Source organism: Nonomuraea sp. NPDC049624, from assembly GCF_040675255.1.
Taxonomy (GTDB): domain Bacteria; phylum Actinomycetota; class Actinomycetes; order Streptosporangiales; family Streptosporangiaceae; genus Nonomuraea.
This window is the reverse complement of record NZ_JBFAOR010000006.1, coordinates 559,848-576,974: the sequence shown is the minus strand read 5'-3', so window position 1 is coordinate 576,974 and position 17,127 is coordinate 559,848. Positions and strand designations below refer to the sequence as shown.

General features: G+C 70.4%; 14 protein-coding genes. 10 read left to right on the top strand and 4 right to left on the bottom strand.

Features of this window, described 5'->3' with window-relative positions:
* Positions 1 to 79: 79 nt before the first annotated feature.
* The gene (locus AB0J76_RS27395; protein ID WP_352326485.1) at positions 80 to 550 is read right to left on the bottom strand and encodes a pyridoxamine 5'-phosphate oxidase family protein; all 471 of its coding nucleotides are present in this window, start codon (positions 548 to 550) and stop codon (positions 80 to 82) included.
* Between the two features lie 342 nt (positions 551 to 892).
* Here AB0J76_RS27395 and AB0J76_RS27390 point away from each other — a divergent pair, with 342 nt between their 5' ends.
* The 10 genes from AB0J76_RS27390 to AB0J76_RS27345 all read left to right on the top strand — a co-directional run bounded on the left by AB0J76_RS27390 (position 893) and on the right by AB0J76_RS27345 (position 13,803).
* On the top strand, positions 893 to 2,536 hold the full coding sequence (locus AB0J76_RS27390; protein ID WP_352326487.1) for a chitobiase/beta-hexosaminidase C-terminal domain-containing protein: 1,644 nt from the start codon (positions 893 to 895) through the stop codon (positions 2,534 to 2,536).
* Positions 2,537 to 2,697: 161 nt separating this feature from the next.
* Entirely contained in the window at positions 2,698 to 3,141 is a 444-nt protein-coding gene (locus AB0J76_RS27385; RefSeq protein ID WP_352326488.1) for a hypothetical protein, read from the top strand.
* A gap of 74 nt (positions 3,142 to 3,215) precedes the next feature.
* Positions 3,216 to 4,358: a histidine kinase gene (locus tag AB0J76_RS27380; RefSeq protein ID WP_352326489.1), complete on the top strand. Its 1,143-nt coding sequence runs from the start codon at positions 3,216 to 3,218 to the stop codon at positions 4,356 to 4,358.
* Between the two features lie 5 nt (positions 4,359 to 4,363).
* A complete protein-coding gene (locus AB0J76_RS27375; protein WP_352326490.1) occupies positions 4,364 to 5,050 on the top strand; it encodes a response regulator transcription factor in 687 nt (228 codons plus the stop codon).
* Positions 5,051 to 5,086: 36 nt separating this feature from the next.
* Positions 5,087 to 6,544, top strand: a complete 1,458-nt coding sequence (locus AB0J76_RS27370) for a hypothetical protein (RefSeq protein ID WP_352326491.1) — start codon at positions 5,087 to 5,089, stop codon at positions 6,542 to 6,544.
* Positions 6,545 to 6,848: 304 nt separating this feature from the next.
* Positions 6,849 to 7,514 carry an FCD domain-containing protein gene (locus tag AB0J76_RS27365; protein ID WP_352326492.1) on the top strand — a complete coding sequence of 222 codons (666 nt, stop codon included), beginning with the start codon at positions 6,849 to 6,851 and terminating at the stop codon, positions 7,512 to 7,514.
* Positions 7,515 to 7,617: 103 nt separating this feature from the next.
* Positions 7,618 to 8,394, top strand: coding sequence for an ATP-binding cassette domain-containing protein (locus AB0J76_RS27360; protein ID WP_125647845.1), 777 nt, complete (start codon positions 7,618 to 7,620; stop codon positions 8,392 to 8,394).
* On the top strand, positions 8,391 to 9,404 hold the full coding sequence (locus AB0J76_RS27355; RefSeq protein ID WP_352326494.1) for an ABC transporter permease: 1,014 nt from the start codon (positions 8,391 to 8,393) through the stop codon (positions 9,402 to 9,404). The genes AB0J76_RS27360 and AB0J76_RS27355 overlap by 4 nt, the downstream gene beginning before the upstream one ends.
* Before the next feature lie 54 nt (positions 9,405 to 9,458).
* Complete coding sequence (locus AB0J76_RS27350) at positions 9,459 to 10,430, top strand: ABC transporter substrate-binding protein (protein ID WP_352326495.1); 972 nt, start codon at positions 9,459 to 9,461, stop codon at positions 10,428 to 10,430.
* A gap of 31 nt (positions 10,431 to 10,461) precedes the next feature.
* Positions 10,462 to 13,803 carry a GH116 family glycosyl hydrolase gene (locus tag AB0J76_RS27345; protein WP_352326497.1) on the top strand — a complete coding sequence of 1,114 codons (3,342 nt, stop codon included), beginning with the start codon at positions 10,462 to 10,464 and terminating at the stop codon, positions 13,801 to 13,803.
* A gap of 173 nt (positions 13,804 to 13,976) precedes the next feature.
* Here AB0J76_RS27345 and AB0J76_RS27340 read toward each other — a convergent pair whose 3' ends face one another.
* The 3 genes from AB0J76_RS27340 to AB0J76_RS27330 form a co-directional block, all read right to left on the bottom strand.
* A complete protein-coding gene (locus AB0J76_RS27340; protein WP_352327077.1) occupies positions 13,977 to 14,528 on the bottom strand; it encodes a hypothetical protein in 552 nt (183 codons plus the stop codon).
* A 376-nt stretch (positions 14,529 to 14,904) separates the two neighbouring features.
* The gene (locus tag AB0J76_RS27335; protein WP_364390799.1) at positions 14,905 to 15,849 is read right to left on the bottom strand and encodes a hypothetical protein; all 945 of its coding nucleotides are present in this window, start codon (positions 15,847 to 15,849) and stop codon (positions 14,905 to 14,907) included.
* Positions 15,850 to 15,943: 94 nt separating this feature from the next.
* Positions 15,944 to 16,243, bottom strand: a complete 300-nt coding sequence (locus tag AB0J76_RS27330; RefSeq protein ID WP_352327075.1) for a hypothetical protein — start codon at positions 16,241 to 16,243, stop codon at positions 15,944 to 15,946.
* Between the last annotated feature and the right edge of the window lie 884 nt (positions 16,244 to 17,127).

Genomic DNA, 17,127 nt, shown 5'->3' with positions numbered 1-17,127 from the left:
CCCGTCGCCCGGTTCGGGCGTCCGCCGTGACGGCTGATCGTGCCGGCCGACGCCCCGCCCGCGGCCTTCCGCGGCCGCGTCATTCCGGAGGCGTCCAGATGCGGCTGCGGAGATCGGTGCCGCGGATCACCTGGACGCGCCAGGGTTCGAGGCGCAGGACGTGCAGCGCGGGGTCGTCGGGCGACCGCCAGAAGGCCCCGAGGTCGTAACCGGCCCCGCGCGGGCTGGTCGCCCGGTAGAGGTCCCAGACCCGGCGCTTGGTCGCCAGGTCGTCGACCCAGGCAGCGGTGGCGTCGATGGCGACCGAGCTGTTGCCGGGTTTCCAGTAGGAGAAGGAGGTGTGCGGATTGCCCGCGAGGTGGGCCGCCTTGACCGGCGTCCGGTAGGTGGCCAGCCACCCGCGCGGCCGCCCGTCCACGGTCTCCCAGACGGGGATGAGGATGCGGGTGCGGGGACGGTTCTTGGCGTCGACGGTGACCATGGTGGCGTACCGGATGGCCCCGACGTAGGCGTTGAACTCGCTCTCGATCTCGGCGAATGACGTGGTCATCGACGGCACTCCTTCTGGCTCGATCCGTCTTCGGTGACCAGGGCATCGTGCGTCACCGTGCGGAGGCCGCGGAAGACGGCACTTGAAAGGCACCGAGTTACCGCACGGGAACCGCTCCCGACCAGGAAAGACGTGCGGGACGCCTCGACCGCGTCGCCCGGCGCGGGGAGTGCGCGGACGGAGTCCTCGGCGGGCGGGATGCTCACTTCTTACCTTGCAGGTCGTGCGGACTTCATGCAGGTCGCCGTTTCCGTACACCTTGGTGCTCCAGGTTCTAGTCGTTCACTTTTGAAGCACGTGTCGCGGCGCCGAGCGCGCCGCGGCAAGATCGGGGAGCACCACATGAGACATGCCGACTTCACCGTCCGCCGGGAACCGGCTGCCTGGCGCCACCTCGCAGCAGTCTCGGTCGGCATCGGTCTGGGGCTCTTCCCGCTGGCACAGAGCGCGTCGGCCGTCCCGGGCGGGACGCCGCAGGCCCCGGCGTTCAGTGTCGAGGGCGGTCGTTTCGAGCAGGCGGTGTCCGTCGAGCTGCGGGCCGGGCAGGGCGAGACGATCCGCTACACCACCGACGGCAGCATTCCCACCAAGAGCAGCCCGACCTTCGCCGGCAAGCCCATCCGCATCACCGAGGACACGAACCTGACGGCCCGCGCCTTCAAGGGCAACCAGGCCGGCGCCGTCAAGTCCGAGGGGTACCTCATTCGCGAGGGAGAGCAGCCGATCGCCCGCCTGATGATCGTCTCGGACGTGCACATCGGGAGCTACGAGGCTGACCGCGACCGCTGGTCGTCCTACTTCGACACCATCGCGGCGGTCACGGGCACCCCGGACGCCATCCTCTCCAACGGCGACATGATCAACGACAACTGGGACGGGCGCGGCAAGGACCACCAGTTGACCGCCCGCATCTTCAAGGAGAACCTCGCGCGCAAGGGCATGAACGCCACCCAGGTGTTCATGTCGTACGGAAACCACGACGCGACCCTGGCCGAGCTCCGTGCGGGCTACCCCAAGGAGTGGTTCCCCGACTCCGGCGGCGGCTACTACCGCACGGACGTCAAGGGCGTCCCGTTGATCACGGTCAACACCGAGAACTACTCCGCGGCCCAGGCCACCTGGCTGCGTGAACAACTCGGGCAGATCTCCGCGGACCCCGCCTACCGCGACCTGCCGATCATCGTCCAGGGGCACCGGCCGGCTCCGGGAACCGTGATGGACGGCCAGCAGACCAGCAACCCGCGCCTCACCGAGGACCTGTCGAAGTTCCCGCGCGCCGTCTATTTTTCGGGCCATTCGCATCTGAACGTGAACGACCCGCGCTCGATCCACCAGAAGAGCTTCACCGCGGTCAACGACGGCAGCTCGTCCTACATCGAGATCGACCACGGATACCAGATGCTCGACGCCGAAGGGCAGCTGGCCAATCGCTTCGAGACCCCCACCGCCCAGGGGCTGGCCGTCGAGGTCTACCGGGGCCGCACCGTCGTCAACCGCGTCAACCTCAACGCCGACCTCCACGACATCTACACCGGCGGTAAGTGGTCGGCGAACTGGAAGCCCCCGTTCCAGAGCGACGGCACGCTGGCGGGCAGGTCCTGGGAGATCAGGACGGCCGGCGACGACGCCCAGGTCGTGCGGAACTTCACCTACACCGACGCCAACCGCAACCGCACGGCCCCGTCCTGGACGTCCCCGCACCCGCTGACGGCCCAGGCCGGCAAGGACGGCCGGCTTGCGCTGCGCATCGAACAGGCCGCGGACGACGAGCTGGTGTACCACTACAAGGTGCGCGTCACCCGCGCCGACAACGGGGCCGAGGTGCTCAACACCAAGGTCGCCAACCGCTTCGACGTGGTGCCCGCCGCCGCCTCCATGGACATCCCGGTCCCGGTCCAGCGCGACGGCGCGCGGTACCGCGCGGAGGTCGTCGCGGTCGACGCGCAGGGCAACCAGTCGCCTGTCGCCGCGGACGTGCTGAAGTAGCACGTCGCCCCGGTTCAAGGTGAACGCCGGCGCCGCCGGCCTGGCTCGCAGGCTGACCGCCTCGGCCCGGCCGGCGGGACCGCGGATCCATCGCCGACGGCCTCCGCCGGGCCATCCGGACAGAGCAGAGCTCCTGAGCCGGAGTGCATAGACTTGTCCTCATGTTCGACGACAAAACGCAGGAGACCCTGCGGCGCCTGCTGGACCTCGCCGAACACCCCTCCACCTCTGACGCCGAGCGGGCGCTGGCATTCGTACGGATCCGCGCCCTGGTGGCGGTGCCGGCCGACGACGCCCGCCGCAGGGCGCCCGTGGCCGGCATGGACGCCCGACTGCTCACCAAGCTCAAACCGCTGCAGCGGCACGTGGACGAGGACCTGGTCGACGACGTGCACGGCGACCTGCACTCCTTCGGCATCCGTTACCGGCTGGTCTCGGAGGTCGCCGGCGAACTGGCCCACATCCTCGACCTGCGCTCCCGCCTCGCCCCCGACAAACGACACCGCCACGACGACGGCGTACGCCAGACGGCCGCCAGGCTGACCTACCTCCTGGAGCGCTCCGACGGCTTCCGCACCTCCCGCTGGCGCACCAGACGCGGCTGACCCGGCCGCCCCCGAGAAACGGACCGCCGGCCGGGCGAGCACGGTGCTGATCGCGTCTCTCAAGGAGTCTCCGCATGTCAGCAGCAACACCTTCCGAGGGGCGCGCCCGCGGGGCCCGGACGCTTCGTACCGCCGGGTTATCCGGTCCGAGGGGCGACGCCGCGATCGCGGCGCTCACCACCGCGGCCACCCTCGGCCCGCTGCTGGTGCCCGATCCGAAGGCGTGGTGGATCGTCGGGCTGGGCGCGCTCGCCTCCGCGCCCGTCTACTGGCGCAGGCGCGCGCCCATGGCCGTGGCGCTGTTGGTCGGCGCCGCGATGACCGTCATGGTCTTCTGGGAGAAGCCGTTCCTGCCGTTCGGCCCCCTGGTCGCCGTCTACACCATCGCCGACGTCAGCCCCAGGTGGAAGCGCCTGGCCGCGATCCCGGCGGTCGCCGTCATCGTCGGCGTCTCCCTGGCGCTGCCCGGGGAGGACAGCGAGATCTTCCGCCTGATGGGCACCGCCTTCGTGGCCGCCTACGCGCTCGGCACCAGCGCCCGCGCGAGCCGGTCGCGCACCGCGGAACTGGCCGAACGGGCCCGCCGCCGGGAACAGGAGCACATCGCCGCGGCGGCGGAGGAACGGGCGCGGATCGCGCGTGACATGCACGACATCATCACGCACGCCGTCGGGCTGATGGTCGTCCAGGCCGAGGCGGGGCCCGTGGTCGTACGGAGCGACGCCCCCAGGGCCGAGGCCGTCTTCGACGCGATCGCCGACACCGGCAGGGGAGCGCTCACCGAGCTGCGGGGCCTGCTCACCGCGCTGCGCGCGTCGGCCGTTCCGGCGGGGGAGGGCCTCGGGCCCGCCCAGCCGAGCCTGGACGGACTCGCCTCACTGGCCGCACGCAGCGGCCTGGACGTGGCCATCACCGTGGAGGGCGAGCGGCGGCGGACATCGGGCAGCCTGGAAGCCGCCGTCTACCGGATCGTCCAGGAAGCCCTCACCAACGTGCGCAAACACGCCGGGGTGCGCGACGTGCGGCTGCACCTGCGCTGGACCGCGCGCGAACTGCTCGTCGAGATCGCCGACGACGGCGGCGGGTCACGTCGCGACGGCGGCGGCTACGGCCTGATCGGCATGCGCGAACGTGCGACCGCGTACGGCGGCACGCTCACCGCGGGACCGGGACAGGACGGCGGATTCCTCGTCAGAGCCGCCTTTCCGCTTGAATAGCGCGCATGCTGCGCGTGCTCATCGCCGACGACCAGGATCTCTTCCGCGCCGGGTTCGGCCTGATCCTCGGCGCCCAGCCGGACATGCTGGTGGTCGGCGAGGCGGCGGACGGCGACGAGGCGATCGCGCTGGCCGGGCGGCTGCGTCCGGACGTGGTCCTGATGGACGTGCGGATGCCGGGCAGGAACGGCATCGAGGCCACCAGGGAGATCTGCGCGACCACCGCCGCCAAGGTGCTCGTCCTGACCATGTTCGACCTGGACGAGTACGTCTACGACGCCGTCCGCGCGGGCGCCAGCGGCTTCCTGCTCAAGGACATCCGCCGCGACGAGCTGGCGCACGCGGTGCGCACCGTGGCCGCCGGTGAGGCGTTGCTGGCGCCCGCCGCCACCCGCAGGCTGCTGGAGAGCCTGGTCAGACGGCCGGCCCACGGCCCGATGCCGCGGCTGGCGGGACGGCTGGCGGCGCTCACCGAACGGGAACGCGAAACGCTCCGGCTGGTCGCCCGCGGACTGTCCAACGCCGAGATCGCCGCCGCGCTCGTGGTCACCGAGCACACGGTCAAGACGCACGTCAGCCGCATCCTGACCAAGCTGGACCTGCGGGATCGGGTGCAGGCGGCGGTGTTCGCCTACGAATGCGGCCTCGTGGTCGCCGGTGAGAGTGACATCGGAGATCACCCTCACGACTGACGCGCCACCAGGGTGGCCGCCAGCAGCATCGTCGTCATGAAACGTGTCCTGATCGCGCTCGCCGCGGCTCTCGTCTCGGCTGTCCTGCTGCACTTCGGCACCGGCCCGCACCCCGTGGCCTGGCTGACGTGGCTCGCCCCCTTGCCCGTGCTGCTCGCCGCTCCCCGGGTGGGGGGAGGCTGGGCCTTCGCCGCGGGCGCCCTGGCCTGGCTGGGCGGGCAGCTGCAGTGGTGGCCGTACTTCACCGGGACGCTGGAGACGCCCGTCCCGGTGGCGGCCGGCCTGCTCGCCGGACCGGCGCTGCTGTACGGCCTCGGCGTGCTGCTGCACCGTGCGCTGCTGGCCAGGCGGCGGCCGCTGTCGGCCGTGCTCGCCGTACCGGCGTCGTGGGTCGGCGTCGAGTACCTGATGGCGGTGGCCGGACCGCACGGCGCCTGGTGGAGCCTGGCCTATACGCAGGCCGACGTGCTGCCCGTCCTGCAGACCGCCTCCGTCGCCGGCGTCTGGGGGATCACCTTCCTGCTCCTGCTCGTGCCCGCCGCGCTGGCCGCGCTGCTCGCGCCGGGCGCGACCCGCCGGCTCTCCGTCGCGGTGACCGCGGGCGCGTTGGTGGCGCCGGCCCTGGCGTACGGCTTCGCCCGGCTCGGCGCCGACGGCGGCCAGGACGGCGGGCAGGACGGCGGGCAGCGCCGCGAGGTCGCGCTGATCTCCACCGACGACCCGCGCGACACCGTGGAACTCGACTCCCCGCAGGGGCGCGACCTGCTCCGGCGCTACCGCCGGGCCGTCGACGCGGCCGCCGTCCGCGGTGCCGAGATCGTGCTGCTGCCGGAGAAGACGTTCGAGACGGCCACCGCCCGCCTGCCGCTGGCCGGGCCGGGAGTGGCGGTCGTCGCCGGCGTCGCGCTCCGCGCCGGCGCGACGTGGACCAACAGCGCGCTGGCCTACCCGTCCGGGGCCCGCTACGACAAGCACCACATGATCCCCGGGCTGGAGCCGGAGTTCACGCCCGGAAGCACGCTGACCCTGCTCGGCCGGACCACGACGGGCCTGATCGTCTGCAAGGACCTCGACTTCCCCTGGCTGGTACGGCAGTACCGCCAGGCCGGCGCGACGACGCTGCTCGCCCCCGCCTGGGACTTCGACGACGACGCCTGGCTGCACAGCCGCATGGCGCTGGTCCGCGGGGTGGAGAGCGGGTTGTCGGTGGCGCGCGCGGCCCGCCAGGGCCTTCTCACGGTGAGCGACACCCGGGGACGGGTGCTGGCCGAAGGCCGCAGCGGCAAGCCCGGCGTGACCACGGTGTTCGCGACGCTGCCGGAGCAGGGCGCCTCGACCGTCTACGCCGGCCTGGGCGACTGGGCCGCCTGGTGCTCGGTCGCGATGCTGCTCATCGCCCTCGCCCGGCTCCGCGTCCGCCGCTCCGCACACCGCACTGTCCGCCCCTCCACGGGCGGGCAGGCTCCCGGTGCGCCCGTCCGACCGCAGGGGTGAACCTGCTTCCAGGCTGGGATTAACCCGATGTTTGGGCTCCGTCCGCAGCGGAGAATCGCAATAAATAGGCACGAAAGCCCCGCCGGATCGGGCGGGGTCTGTTGCGAATACGTTAAACATGGGCTTATTGACACCATCTCGCCGCCGAGCATACGGTGCTGCTACCCGCAAACATCGGGTCGATTTGACGAAGTTCTCGCGACGTAGGTAACAACTCGACGATCACTCGCGGCGACGGCGCAGGCGATCCGTCAAGATGGGAGGCGCGCAAGAAGGGAGCCCAGTGACGCTCACGGACAATGCCGTGGACAGAATCCGTCAGATGATCATCACCGGCGAGCTTCAGCCCGGTGACCGTCTACCGGCTGAGAAGGAGCTGGCCGCCCGGCTCGGCCTGTCGAGGAACTCGCTGCGGGAGGCGGTTCGCGCACTCACCATGATGCGTGTGCTGCACACCCGGCGCGGCGACGGCACGTACGTGACAAGTCTGGACCCTGAGCTGCTGCTCGGCACCATGAGCATGGTCGTCGACCTGCACCAGGACAGTACGATCCGGCACTTCCTGGAGGTGCGCCGGCTGCTGGAGCCGGAGGTGACCGCCATGGCGGCGCTGCACATCGACAGGGACGCGCTCGGCGAGCTGGCCGCGCTCCAGGCCGAGGCCACCGAACTCGTCGCCGCCCAGCCGGCCGACCGCGCGCGACTGCGCAAGAACGGCGAGTCCTTCCACGGAGTCATCGCCCGTGCGTCGGGCAACCCCGTCCTGGCCACCATCGTCGAGACCATGTCGGGCAAGACGCTCCGGCCCCACGCCTGGTGCGGGATGACCGGCGAGTCCGACCTGCACCTGACCCTCACCGAACATCAGGCGATCTACGAGGCCCTGACCGCCGGTGACAGCTACCGTGCCCGCATCAGGGCGGCCGCGCACATCGCCGGCATCGAGGACGCCATCCTCACCGCTCACTGACCGTCCTGTCCTCCCCCCGCCACGACGTGGCGGAAGCCTGCCCGAAAACACCCCCCGTCGAAAGGACGATGCGCCATGCCTGCCCTGTCCCTCGGAGGCCGTGATGGCTGAGCCGCTGCTGGAGGCCCGCGGCATCCGCAAGCGGTTCGACCACGTCGACGCGCTGAGAGGAGCCGACTTCACCGCCTACGCGGGCGAGATCGTCTCGCTCATCGGCGACAACGGCGCGGGCAAGAGCACGCTGGTGAAAGTGCTGTCAGGCGCGGTACGGCCGGACAGCGGCCGGATCCTCCTGGACGGAGAGCCCGTCGCCTTCTCCTCGCCGACCGACGCCCAGGCGGCCGGGATCGAGACCGTCTACCAGGATCTCGCCCTGGCGCCCGCGCTCGGCCCGGCGGCCAACCTCTTCATGGGCCGCGAGGTGACCCGCCGTGGCCCGCTGGGCAGGCTCGGCTTCCTCGACAAGGCGAGCATGCGGGACAGCACGATCAAGGAGCTGGCCTCCCTCGGCGTGCGCCTGGCCGACGTGGACGGCCCGATCTCGACCCTGTCCGGAGGGCAGCGGCAGAGCGTGGCGATCGTCCGGGCGGTCACCTGGGCCAAACGGGTGATCTTCATGGACGAGCCCACGGCCGCGCTCGGCGTCGTCCAGACCAGACGCGTGCTCGACCTGATCCGCCAGGTACGCGACCGCGGGATCGCGGTGGTTCTGATCAGTCACAGCATGCCGCAGGTGCTCGAGGTGTCCGACCGGATCGAGGTGCTCAGGCTCGGCGCCCGGGTCGCCCGGTTCACCACGGGCGAGGCCAAGGCCGAGGACCTCGTCGCCGCCATGACCGGCCTGCTCACTCACGGCGTGACTCTGGAGGAGACGGCATGACGTCGGTATCGATCGAGGAGGCCGCCAGGCCGTCGGCGGGGCTGCGCCGCAGGCTCACCGCGTCCCCGCTCACCTACCTGTCCGCCTCGCTGGCGGCGATGATCGCGGTCTTCTCGGCCGCGGCGCCCGAGGCGTTCCTGTCGGCCTACAACATCCAGACGATGCTGACGGTCACCTCCGTGTTGCTGGTGTTGTCCGTCGGCATGACGTTCGTGATCGCGACCGCGGGCATCGACCTGTCGGTCGGCTCGGTGCTGGTCTTCTCGGCGGTGATGTCCCTGCGGACGATGACCGCGCTGGGCGGCTCCGGATTCGGCGTCGTGCTGGCCGGATTCGCCGTCGCCGTGGTGTCCGGCGTGGTCTGGGGCACGTTGAACGGCCTGCTCGTGGCCAAGGCGAAGGTCCCCGCGCTGATCTCCACGCTCGGCACGATGGGCGCGGCCCTGGGCATCGCGCAGCTCGTCACCGGCGGCAACGACCTGTCCGGCGTGCCCAAGGCACTGTACGAGACGGTCGGCCTCGGCAAGCTCTTCGGCGTCGTGCCCTGGCTGGTCGTGATCGCGCTCGTGGTGACCGTCGCCGGAGCGGTGGTGCTGAACCAGACCAGGTTCGGCCGGTACACGCTGTTCGTCGGCTCGGGCGCCGAGGCGGCTCGCCGGTCGGGCATCAACGTCGACCTGCACCTGATCAAGGTGTACGGCCTGGCAGGGCTGCTCGCCGGGGTGGCCGGCTTCCTCGACCTCGCCTTGTTCGCCAGCGCCAACATCGCCGGTCACTCCACCGACAACCTCCAGGCCGTGGCCGCCGTGGTGCTCGGGGGGACCAGCCTGTTCGGCGGTGTGGCCACCATCCCCGGCACCGTGATCGGCGTCTTCATCCCCGCGGTGCTGCAGAACGGTTTCGTCATCCTCAAGGTGCAGACCTTCTGGCAGGAGGTCGCGATCGGCGTGGTCCTCGTCCTCGCCGTCTACATCGACCAGCTCAAGCGCAAGTCGCGCGAGAAGTCGTAGCCCCCTCGTCCCAGACGAGAGACACCCCCCGTTTCGAGAAGAGGTCATGTCAGCATGCGCACAAGCGTCCTGTCACTGTCGGTCGCGGTCCTCGCCCTGGTCGCCGGCTGCTCGGGAACCGGCGGACCGGCGGCCGGCGGCAGCGAGCCGTACAAGATCACCTATGTCCAGGGGATGGCGGGAAACCCGTTCTTCACCTCGCTGACCTGCGGCGCGCAGGAGCGCGCCAAGGAGCTCGGCGTGCAGTTCGACGCGCAGGGCGGCAAGGACTACAGCCCGCAGAGTCAGACCCCGATCCTCAACGGCGTCATCGCGCAGAAGCCCGACGCGATCGTCATCTCACCGATGGCGGGGGAGGCCATGGTCCCGGCCCTGAGCAAGGCCAAGGCGGCGGGCATCAAGCTGGTCTTCGCCGACTCGGTCGCCGACGACGCGACCCTCGCGGTCTCGCAGATCGCCTCCGACAACTACGCGGGAGGCGTGCTGGCCGCGCAGACCCTCGCCAAGCAGGTCGGGGAGAAGGGCAAGGTCATGGTGATGGGCGCCAAGCCCGGCATCTCCACGACCGACGCCCGGCAGAAGGGCTTCGAGGACGAGATCGGCAAGCACTCGGGGATCACCTACCTGGGGCCGCAGTACAGCGAGAGTCAGCCGGCGACGGCCACGTCCAAGTTCGCCGCCGTGTTCGCCGCCAACTCCGACCTGGCCGGAGTGTTCGCGGTCAGCACGCAGGAGGTCGAAGGGGTCGCCACCGGCGTGCAGAACGCGTCGAAGGCGGGGCAGGTGCACATCGTCGGCTTCGACACCTCCGACCCGATCCTCGACGACGTCAGGAACGGCGTCGTCGAGTCGCTGATCGTCCAGCAGCCGCTGCAGATGGGCGTGGACGCCGTCACCCAGGCCGTCGCCGCGCTGAAGGGCGAGGCGACCACTCCCAAGATCTCCACGCCGTTCGTCGTGCTGACCAAGGACAACATGACCCAGCCCGACGTCGCGAAGTTCATCTACAAGACGACCTGCGACTGATCGACGGGCGACCCCCTTCAGGAGAACACCCATGCGCACACCATCCGGACGACTCATCACGTTGGCCGTTGGCGGCCTGCTGGTCCTGCCCGCCGTCGTCGTCGATCTCCCCGCCCAGGCCGCCGACGCCTTCACCGAGAACTTCGAGAGCGGCACGCTGCCCGCAGGCTGGCGGATCGTCTCGGGCTCCTTCGGCCAGCTCATCACCGACCGGGCCGTCAACCACAACGACAGCAGGCCGTACAACAGGCAGGGCGCCTACCACCTGTCCACCCTGGAGAGCCCCACCCAGACGCCGGACGACGGCTACCGCGGCGTGGTCGTCTCCGGGACGTTCACCATCGCCCAGCCGGTCGTCTCCATGCTGGTCGGCGGCGGCAGCGGCGCGAACACCTACGTCGCGGTCTGCGCCTACGACGAGACCAGGCCCGACGGCTGCGGGCAGGAGCTCGCCGTCGCCCGGGGCGACAGCGCCGAAGTCATGGCCCGGCGCCTGCTCGACGTGTCCGCGCACATCGGCGAACGCGCGATCGTCAAGGTGGTGGACGACTCCACCAGCGGCTGGGGCCACATCACGGTCGACGACATCCGCAACGACCTGCCCGCCACACCCGGCGAGGTCCGGGTGGCCCGCACGGCGAGCCGGACGACGCTGACGTGGGACCCCGCCATCGGCGGACAGGTCTACGCGGTCTACCGCTCCACCGAGCGCGACTCCGGCTTCACCAAACTCGGCGAGGTCTCCGGGACGAGCTTCACCGACCGGGCGACCGGCCCGGACACGGCCTACTTCTACGCGGTGTCCGCGCTCTCGTCGGGCGCAGAGTCCGGCAAGGTGTACGCCTACGCCCGGCCGTACGCCGACCTGCGGGCACGCGGGGACACGGTCACCTACGCGGGACAGAACCTCACCGACACCCGATTCCCGGTGGGCCCGCTCGGCTCGGCAGGCATCGTGCACGACGGCACAGGCGCCAGACCAACCTGGTGGATCTTCAACAACCTCGGCCGCGGCGGCTGGCACCTGGAGGCCGACACCTACCAGAAGGGCAGGCTGCCCAACAGCTTCTTCGCGGTGCGCGCCAAGGCCGCGGGCGGACGGCCGGTGGTGCGGGCGCTGCAGACGACCGGGGTGGGCGCGTTCGAGCCGATGAAGTCGCTCACCCAGCAGGGTGAGTACCCGATCCTGAACTATCAGTACAAGGACGAGTCGCTGCCGGTCGAGGTCTCCACCGAGGTCCTCAACCCGATGATCCCGGGCGACGTCAAGGACTCGGCCATCCCCACCGCGATCTACAACATCACCGTCAAGAACCCGGGCCGGCGGCCCGCCGAGGTGTCGGTGCTGGCCGCGCAGCAGAACGCGGTCGGTTTCAACGGCTACGACACGATCGGCGGCGCCGGCAACCGAGTCGTGGCGGGCTACGGGGACAACCGCACCGTGTTCGACGGCAAGAATCTACGCATGACCGGCAAGCAGGGCGCGGGCGGCATGAACCTCGCCGCGCTGGCCGGCGGCGTCACCGGCACCGCCGCCTGGACCACGCTCGACGCCCTGCACGGCGACCTCGCCGACGACGGCGCGCTCGCCGGCCCCGCCGACGCCGGCAGCCCGGCGGCGAACACCACCGTGGACGGCGCACTGGCGGCCACGGTGACGGTCGAGCCCGGTGCGTCCAAGACAATCCCCGTCGTGCTGAGCTGGCACTTCCCCGGCGCCCAGAACTTCAACGGCGGCCCGGGCCGGCAGTACGAGAACTGGTGGACCGGCGCCGACGCCGTCGCCGGTTACGTCGAGGACAACCTCGGCCGGTTGATCGGCCGGACGAGGCTCTACCACGACACCGTCTACGACTCGAACCTGCCCCAGTACCTGCTCGACCGGGTCACCTCGGCCACCGCGCTGCTGCACACCCCGACCGTGTGGTGGGCCAAGAACGGCTTCTTCGGCGCCCGCGAGGGCTGGGGCTGCTGTCCGGGCATGCCCACCCACGTCTTCCACTACGCCCAGAGCCAGGCCTGGCTGTGGCCCGAGGTCGGGCAGCGCTGGACCCAGCAGTGGCTGGACAACATGGACTCCGCGGGCAAGATCCCGATGCGGTTCGACAGCGACGCCGGCTTCACCCTCGACGGGCAGACCGGCGTCATCCTCTCGGCGTACCGGACCTATCAGACCACGGACCGGGCCTGGCTGACGGCCAACTGGCCGAAGATCAAGTCGGCGATGGAGTACGTGGTCGCCCAGGCCGACCCCGACCGGGACGGCGTGCTGACCGGCATCCACAACACCACGCTCGACGGCGGCGAGACCGGCGACGGGTCCTGGCTCGGCTCGCTCTACCTGGCCGCCGTCAACGCCTCGGCCAAGATGGCCGAACTCGCCGGCGACCGTACGGCCAAGGCAGGTTATGACACGATCTACGCCTCCGGCCGGACGAAGCAGAGCCGGCGGTTCTTCAACGGCGAGTACTTCCACGAGGTCTACTCGCCCCAGGGACACTCCTACGGCGACGGCGTCGAGATCGACATGCTGCTCGGCCAGTGGTGGTCCACCCAGCTCGGCCTCGGCGACATCTACCCGTCGGCCGACATCACCACGGCCGCCAAGAACCTGTTCCGCCACAATTTCAAGGAGCACTTCCTCGGTTACGACGTCAGCCACCAGTTCCGGCAGTACGTGGAGGAGACCGACGCCGGCTTGCAGATGATGACCTGGCCGAAGAACCCCAAACCGGGTAACAGCCCGCTCTACTTCGACGAGGTCATGTCCGGATTCGAGTATTCGGCGGCGGCGCTGATGCTCCAGCGTGGCCTGCTCGATGAGGGCCTGCGCGTGGTCAAGGCGGTCTCCGACCGCTACGACGGCCGCGCCAGGACCGAGCACATCAGCGCGGACCCGTGCTCGACAGGCGACGGTACCGGCAGCCCGTTCGGTGACGACGAGTGTGGCAAATGGTACGGAAGGACTCTGTCGTCCTGGTCGTTGCTGACGGCGATGCAGGGTTTCGCCTTCGACGGGCCTGCCCAGAAGGTGACCTTCGCCCCGACCTGGAAGCCGGAGGACCACCGCTCCTTCTTCAGCACCGGCGCCGCCTGGGGCACGTTCGCCCAGAAGCGGGCCGGTCTCACCCAGAACGACGTCCTCACCCTGAAGTACGGCACCGCGACGGTGCGGACAGTCGACCTGGAGCTGGCGGCGGCCGGGACCCCCAAGCACGTCAAGGCATACCTCGACGGCAGACCCGTGACCGCCACCGCCACCGCCACCGCCTCCGCCTCCGCCTCCGCCGAAGGGACGCGCCTGACCGTGATCCTTGCCCGGCCCGCCGTCCTCAAGGCCGGTTCGGCCCTGCGCGTCCACGTGGTGCGATGAGCTCCCGGCAAGGCCGGGGCGGGTAGTGCCCCGAAGGCCGGTGGGTCAACGCCCTGGCCCAGGCGTTGACCCACCGGCCGGGCGAACTCCGGCCCGGCGAACCGCCACTCCGCCCGCGCGGCTCCGCGGCCGCGCGCCCGGCCGCCGGCGCCAGGGGCGTGGCCGTCGCAGGGTCAGACGATGGTGAGCGTCGTCAGGCCGGTCGCCCGGGTGAGCCCGGTGGTCAGGCACTGCAGCAGTTCGGTCTGGACGAGCGTGATGGTCTCCACCGCGTGGCGGCCCTGGAAACGGCCTCCGACGATCGGGCCGGTGAACGTGGTGACCACCTGACCGCCCACGGCGGTGCTGCTCCCGCTGCCGTCGATGACGCTGCTGTCGCCGGTGTTCCACTTGATGATCCGCTCGCCCTGGAACGGGTCGAGGAGGTCGTTGCAGCCGACGAAGATGGTGAACACCTCGTCGTAGGCCCCGCTCGCCACCTGGCCCGTACTGTCGAGGCAGGAACTGAACCGGCCCCGCACCGTGAGCGTGACGTTCCGCGGCGTCAGGACGACCCCCGGGTTGTACGTGACGGTCTCGGTCCCCTGACACTGCACGAGCGCGGCCGCGTAGGCCGGACGCGCGGCCGGAGCGGCCGCACTGAGGGCGATCACGCTGACGGCGGCGACCGCGGCGGCGATCAGCGCGCGCAGGACCCGGCTTCGCCGAGCTGAACGAAAGCTCACAGGACGCTCCCTAGGGGGATGAACGGCAGGGCATTGACGGGGCGACGTTCACGACCGGAACCACGGGTACGTAGACATGACAGCCTCACCAGCGGTTCCGTGATATGCCCCTGAGGGTTGCAGATCCGTACCTCGCCGACACGCAGTGTGACCTCCGGCGTCCGTCAGGGCCGCGGCCCGCGGCGCCGTCCTCGCGCCGCACTGCTCGCAGGACCTCGCGTACGCCGCCCCGGCGCACGAGGTCGCCCGGACGTCCTCTCCTCGATCGACGTGACGTGACGTGACCAACACCCTCACCTTCACCGACCTCCATCCCTGCCCCCGCCCGCCACCGGGCGTGTGGCGGCCGTCGTGATGCCGAGGTGCGGTCGTACTCTCAGCACACCGGGTTCCGGTAGCGGGAGAGGCGGAGTTCGAAGCCGGTCTCTCGGCCAGAGGCCGAGAGGGCGGCACCGAGGCTCGACGCGGCGCTCCAGAGCCAGGGACGTACGTGCCGGAGAGGGGAGTGCTCCGGCTCGGCACAAATGGCTTGGCGCAGGGCCAGACGACGACGTTGGAGCAGGTCCAGGTCCGCCGCCGGATCGTGCACGGCTCGCTGACGTCCGTCGCGGGCGGTGGCCTCGACCATGGCCATGACCGTGTCCTCGGTGGGCGCCGGCTCGGCTCTCGTCGTGCCGGCCCGCTGAGCCCGCTGCTCTCGCTGAGTCGATTGCGTCGGCTGCGTCCGCTGGGCTCGCCAGTCGGACCAGCTGGATCCGATGCCGGCCAACGCCTCCAGCAGCGTGGCGAGGGCATGCTGTTCCGCGTCCGTGCCCCGGCCCCAGACCTGCGTCAACAGGGGCAGGACCTGAGCCCAGGTGACGTGTGCGAGCCTGACGCCGTCCTGGCCGGCCGGCGGGGCGAAGGTGAGCGGTGGAGTCAGGTAGGTGAGGTCGACGCGGAGGCCGGGATGGTGATGGCGGGCGAGCGTGGTGTAGGTGGCCAGCTGGCCCCGCCGGTGGCTGGAGGTCTCCGTCTTCAGTTCGATCATCCAGAGGCGGTCCGGCCACAGCGCGGCGTAGTCGGGGGCCCCGCCCTGCTCGTCGTCGTGCCGTGGACGCAGTTCGAACTCGTCCACCAACAGCGGTTGCGTCCGCCAGTCGCCCTGACCGAACGACAGCTCGTCCAGTGATCGCAGGAACCGGGCTCCCTGAGGCGACGGCCGGGAGCGGCTGTTCCAGGGAGGGTAGGGACCCGCCACGATGAGCATGGTCAGGAGGCGCTGGCAGTATTCCTCCCTGCCCAGCCGCAGACGTCCTAAGAGATGAAGGGGATCTTCCATGCCCACAGCGTGGCCCTCTCTCACCGGGGCTCAGGCGGGCGGACGCCTGCCTGAGCCCCTTGCCGATCTCATCGCTGCGCAGTTCGCCGGTCGATCAGGGGAGGTACACCTCGAAGTAGTAGCCCGGCGCCCAGAGGCCGCCCCCGCGGAACCAGTGGCAGCCGGCGAGGGCGGTGTACAGGCCGCTGTCGGCGGCGTTGTCGAAGCCGGCGTCGCAGTCGGCCAGCGTCTGGTAGGGGCCCCGCAGGTACCAGTCGGGCGCCGGCCAGCCGGCCGCGCCGGTCCGGGCTGTGGCGGTGGCGGAGGTGGTGGCGGAGGCTGGTGCGGTCCCGGCCAGGACGCTGACGCCCAGCGCTACGGCGACTACGGCGGAGGGTAATCGGCGGATCCTCATCGCGGGTGACTCCTCACGGTCGGGATGGAGAAACACCTTCGAGTGAGCACCGGCCTCGGGTAATCGTCAAGATCTGGGTTCGACGCGGCATCTCCCGGCGCTGGCCGACTGGCACGAGCGTGCGCAACGAAGGCCGCCGGTGCCGTTGCCCGACCTGCGTCATGGAGCTGCGGCGTGGGGGCCTGCCGGCATCGTGCTGACCGCCGCGTCTACGTCTCGGTGCTGCCGCAGCTGTATCACGACAGCGTCCGGGCGACGGCGCGGCCGGTGCTGAAGGCTGTACGGGGGCCAATCGGAAGATCGGCAAGGCACGGGAGGCGACGTGACTCACATGTGGCTCACCGTGACTCATGGTCAGATGACGCGACTACCTATGCTCGTGAAGCCGCCGATCGGCGTAGTAAGGCGAGTGGGACTTGAACCCACGACCCACGGATTATGAGAATCCTTGGTTGATGTCGCTCGGTGTCACGGAGTGCTGTTTTGTATTGTCGTGGCCGGAATTATCCCCGTCATCGTGTCGGTCTGTGCCGACGCGTGCCGTGCTGTATCGCGTACACACGAGCAACCACCGAGCAACCATGCGTTCTTGGCCATCGGCACTATGCGCCATTTGTCCCCCATCTCGGCGCGGCTGACTGGGGCCAGGCTTGCGTGGTGAACTCGAATTTTGCGGCGGACCGAGCTGTGCGAGCAACCACCGAGCAGTCATCGCGTGGTCATTTGCGTTCACAGGCAGGATGGCTCGCAGCGGACCTCGGATGCGATGCATGGTCTGCCTGACGTGCATGGACGTGCTTTCCGGCAGGCGCACAGTTGGGGGCCGGTGCCCGGGACGGGCGGGCCCTGGGTCCAGTTGCCGCCCACGCGCAGCTCCCACCACT

Coding starts and splice junctions, on each gene's coding strand:
- AB0J76_RS27395 (WP_352326485.1), bottom strand. CDS start 550: ATGACCACGTCATTCGCCGAGATCGAGAGCGAGTTCAACGCCTACGTC.
- AB0J76_RS27350 (WP_352326495.1), top strand. CDS start 9,459: ATGCGCACAAGCGTCCTGTCACTGTCGGTCGCGGTCCTCGCCCTGGTC.
- AB0J76_RS27375 (WP_352326490.1), top strand. CDS start 4,364: ATGCTGCGCGTGCTCATCGCCGACGACCAGGATCTCTTCCGCGCCGGG.
- AB0J76_RS27360 (WP_125647845.1), top strand. CDS start 7,618: ATGGCTGAGCCGCTGCTGGAGGCCCGCGGCATCCGCAAGCGGTTCGAC.
- AB0J76_RS27370 (WP_352326491.1), top strand. CDS start 5,087: ATGAAACGTGTCCTGATCGCGCTCGCCGCGGCTCTCGTCTCGGCTGTC.
- AB0J76_RS27380 (WP_352326489.1), top strand. CDS start 3,216: ATGTCAGCAGCAACACCTTCCGAGGGGCGCGCCCGCGGGGCCCGGACG.
- AB0J76_RS27335 (WP_364390799.1), bottom strand. CDS start 15,849: ATGGAAGATCCCCTTCATCTCTTAGGACGTCTGCGGCTGGGCAGGGAG.
- AB0J76_RS27390 (WP_352326487.1), top strand. CDS start 893: ATGAGACATGCCGACTTCACCGTCCGCCGGGAACCGGCTGCCTGGCGC.
- AB0J76_RS27385 (WP_352326488.1), top strand. CDS start 2,698: ATGTTCGACGACAAAACGCAGGAGACCCTGCGGCGCCTGCTGGACCTC.
- AB0J76_RS27330 (WP_352327075.1), bottom strand. CDS start 16,243: ATGAGGATCCGCCGATTACCCTCCGCCGTAGTCGCCGTAGCGCTGGGC.
- AB0J76_RS27355 (WP_352326494.1), top strand. CDS start 8,391: ATGACGTCGGTATCGATCGAGGAGGCCGCCAGGCCGTCGGCGGGGCTG.
- AB0J76_RS27345 (WP_352326497.1), top strand. CDS start 10,462: ATGCGCACACCATCCGGACGACTCATCACGTTGGCCGTTGGCGGCCTG.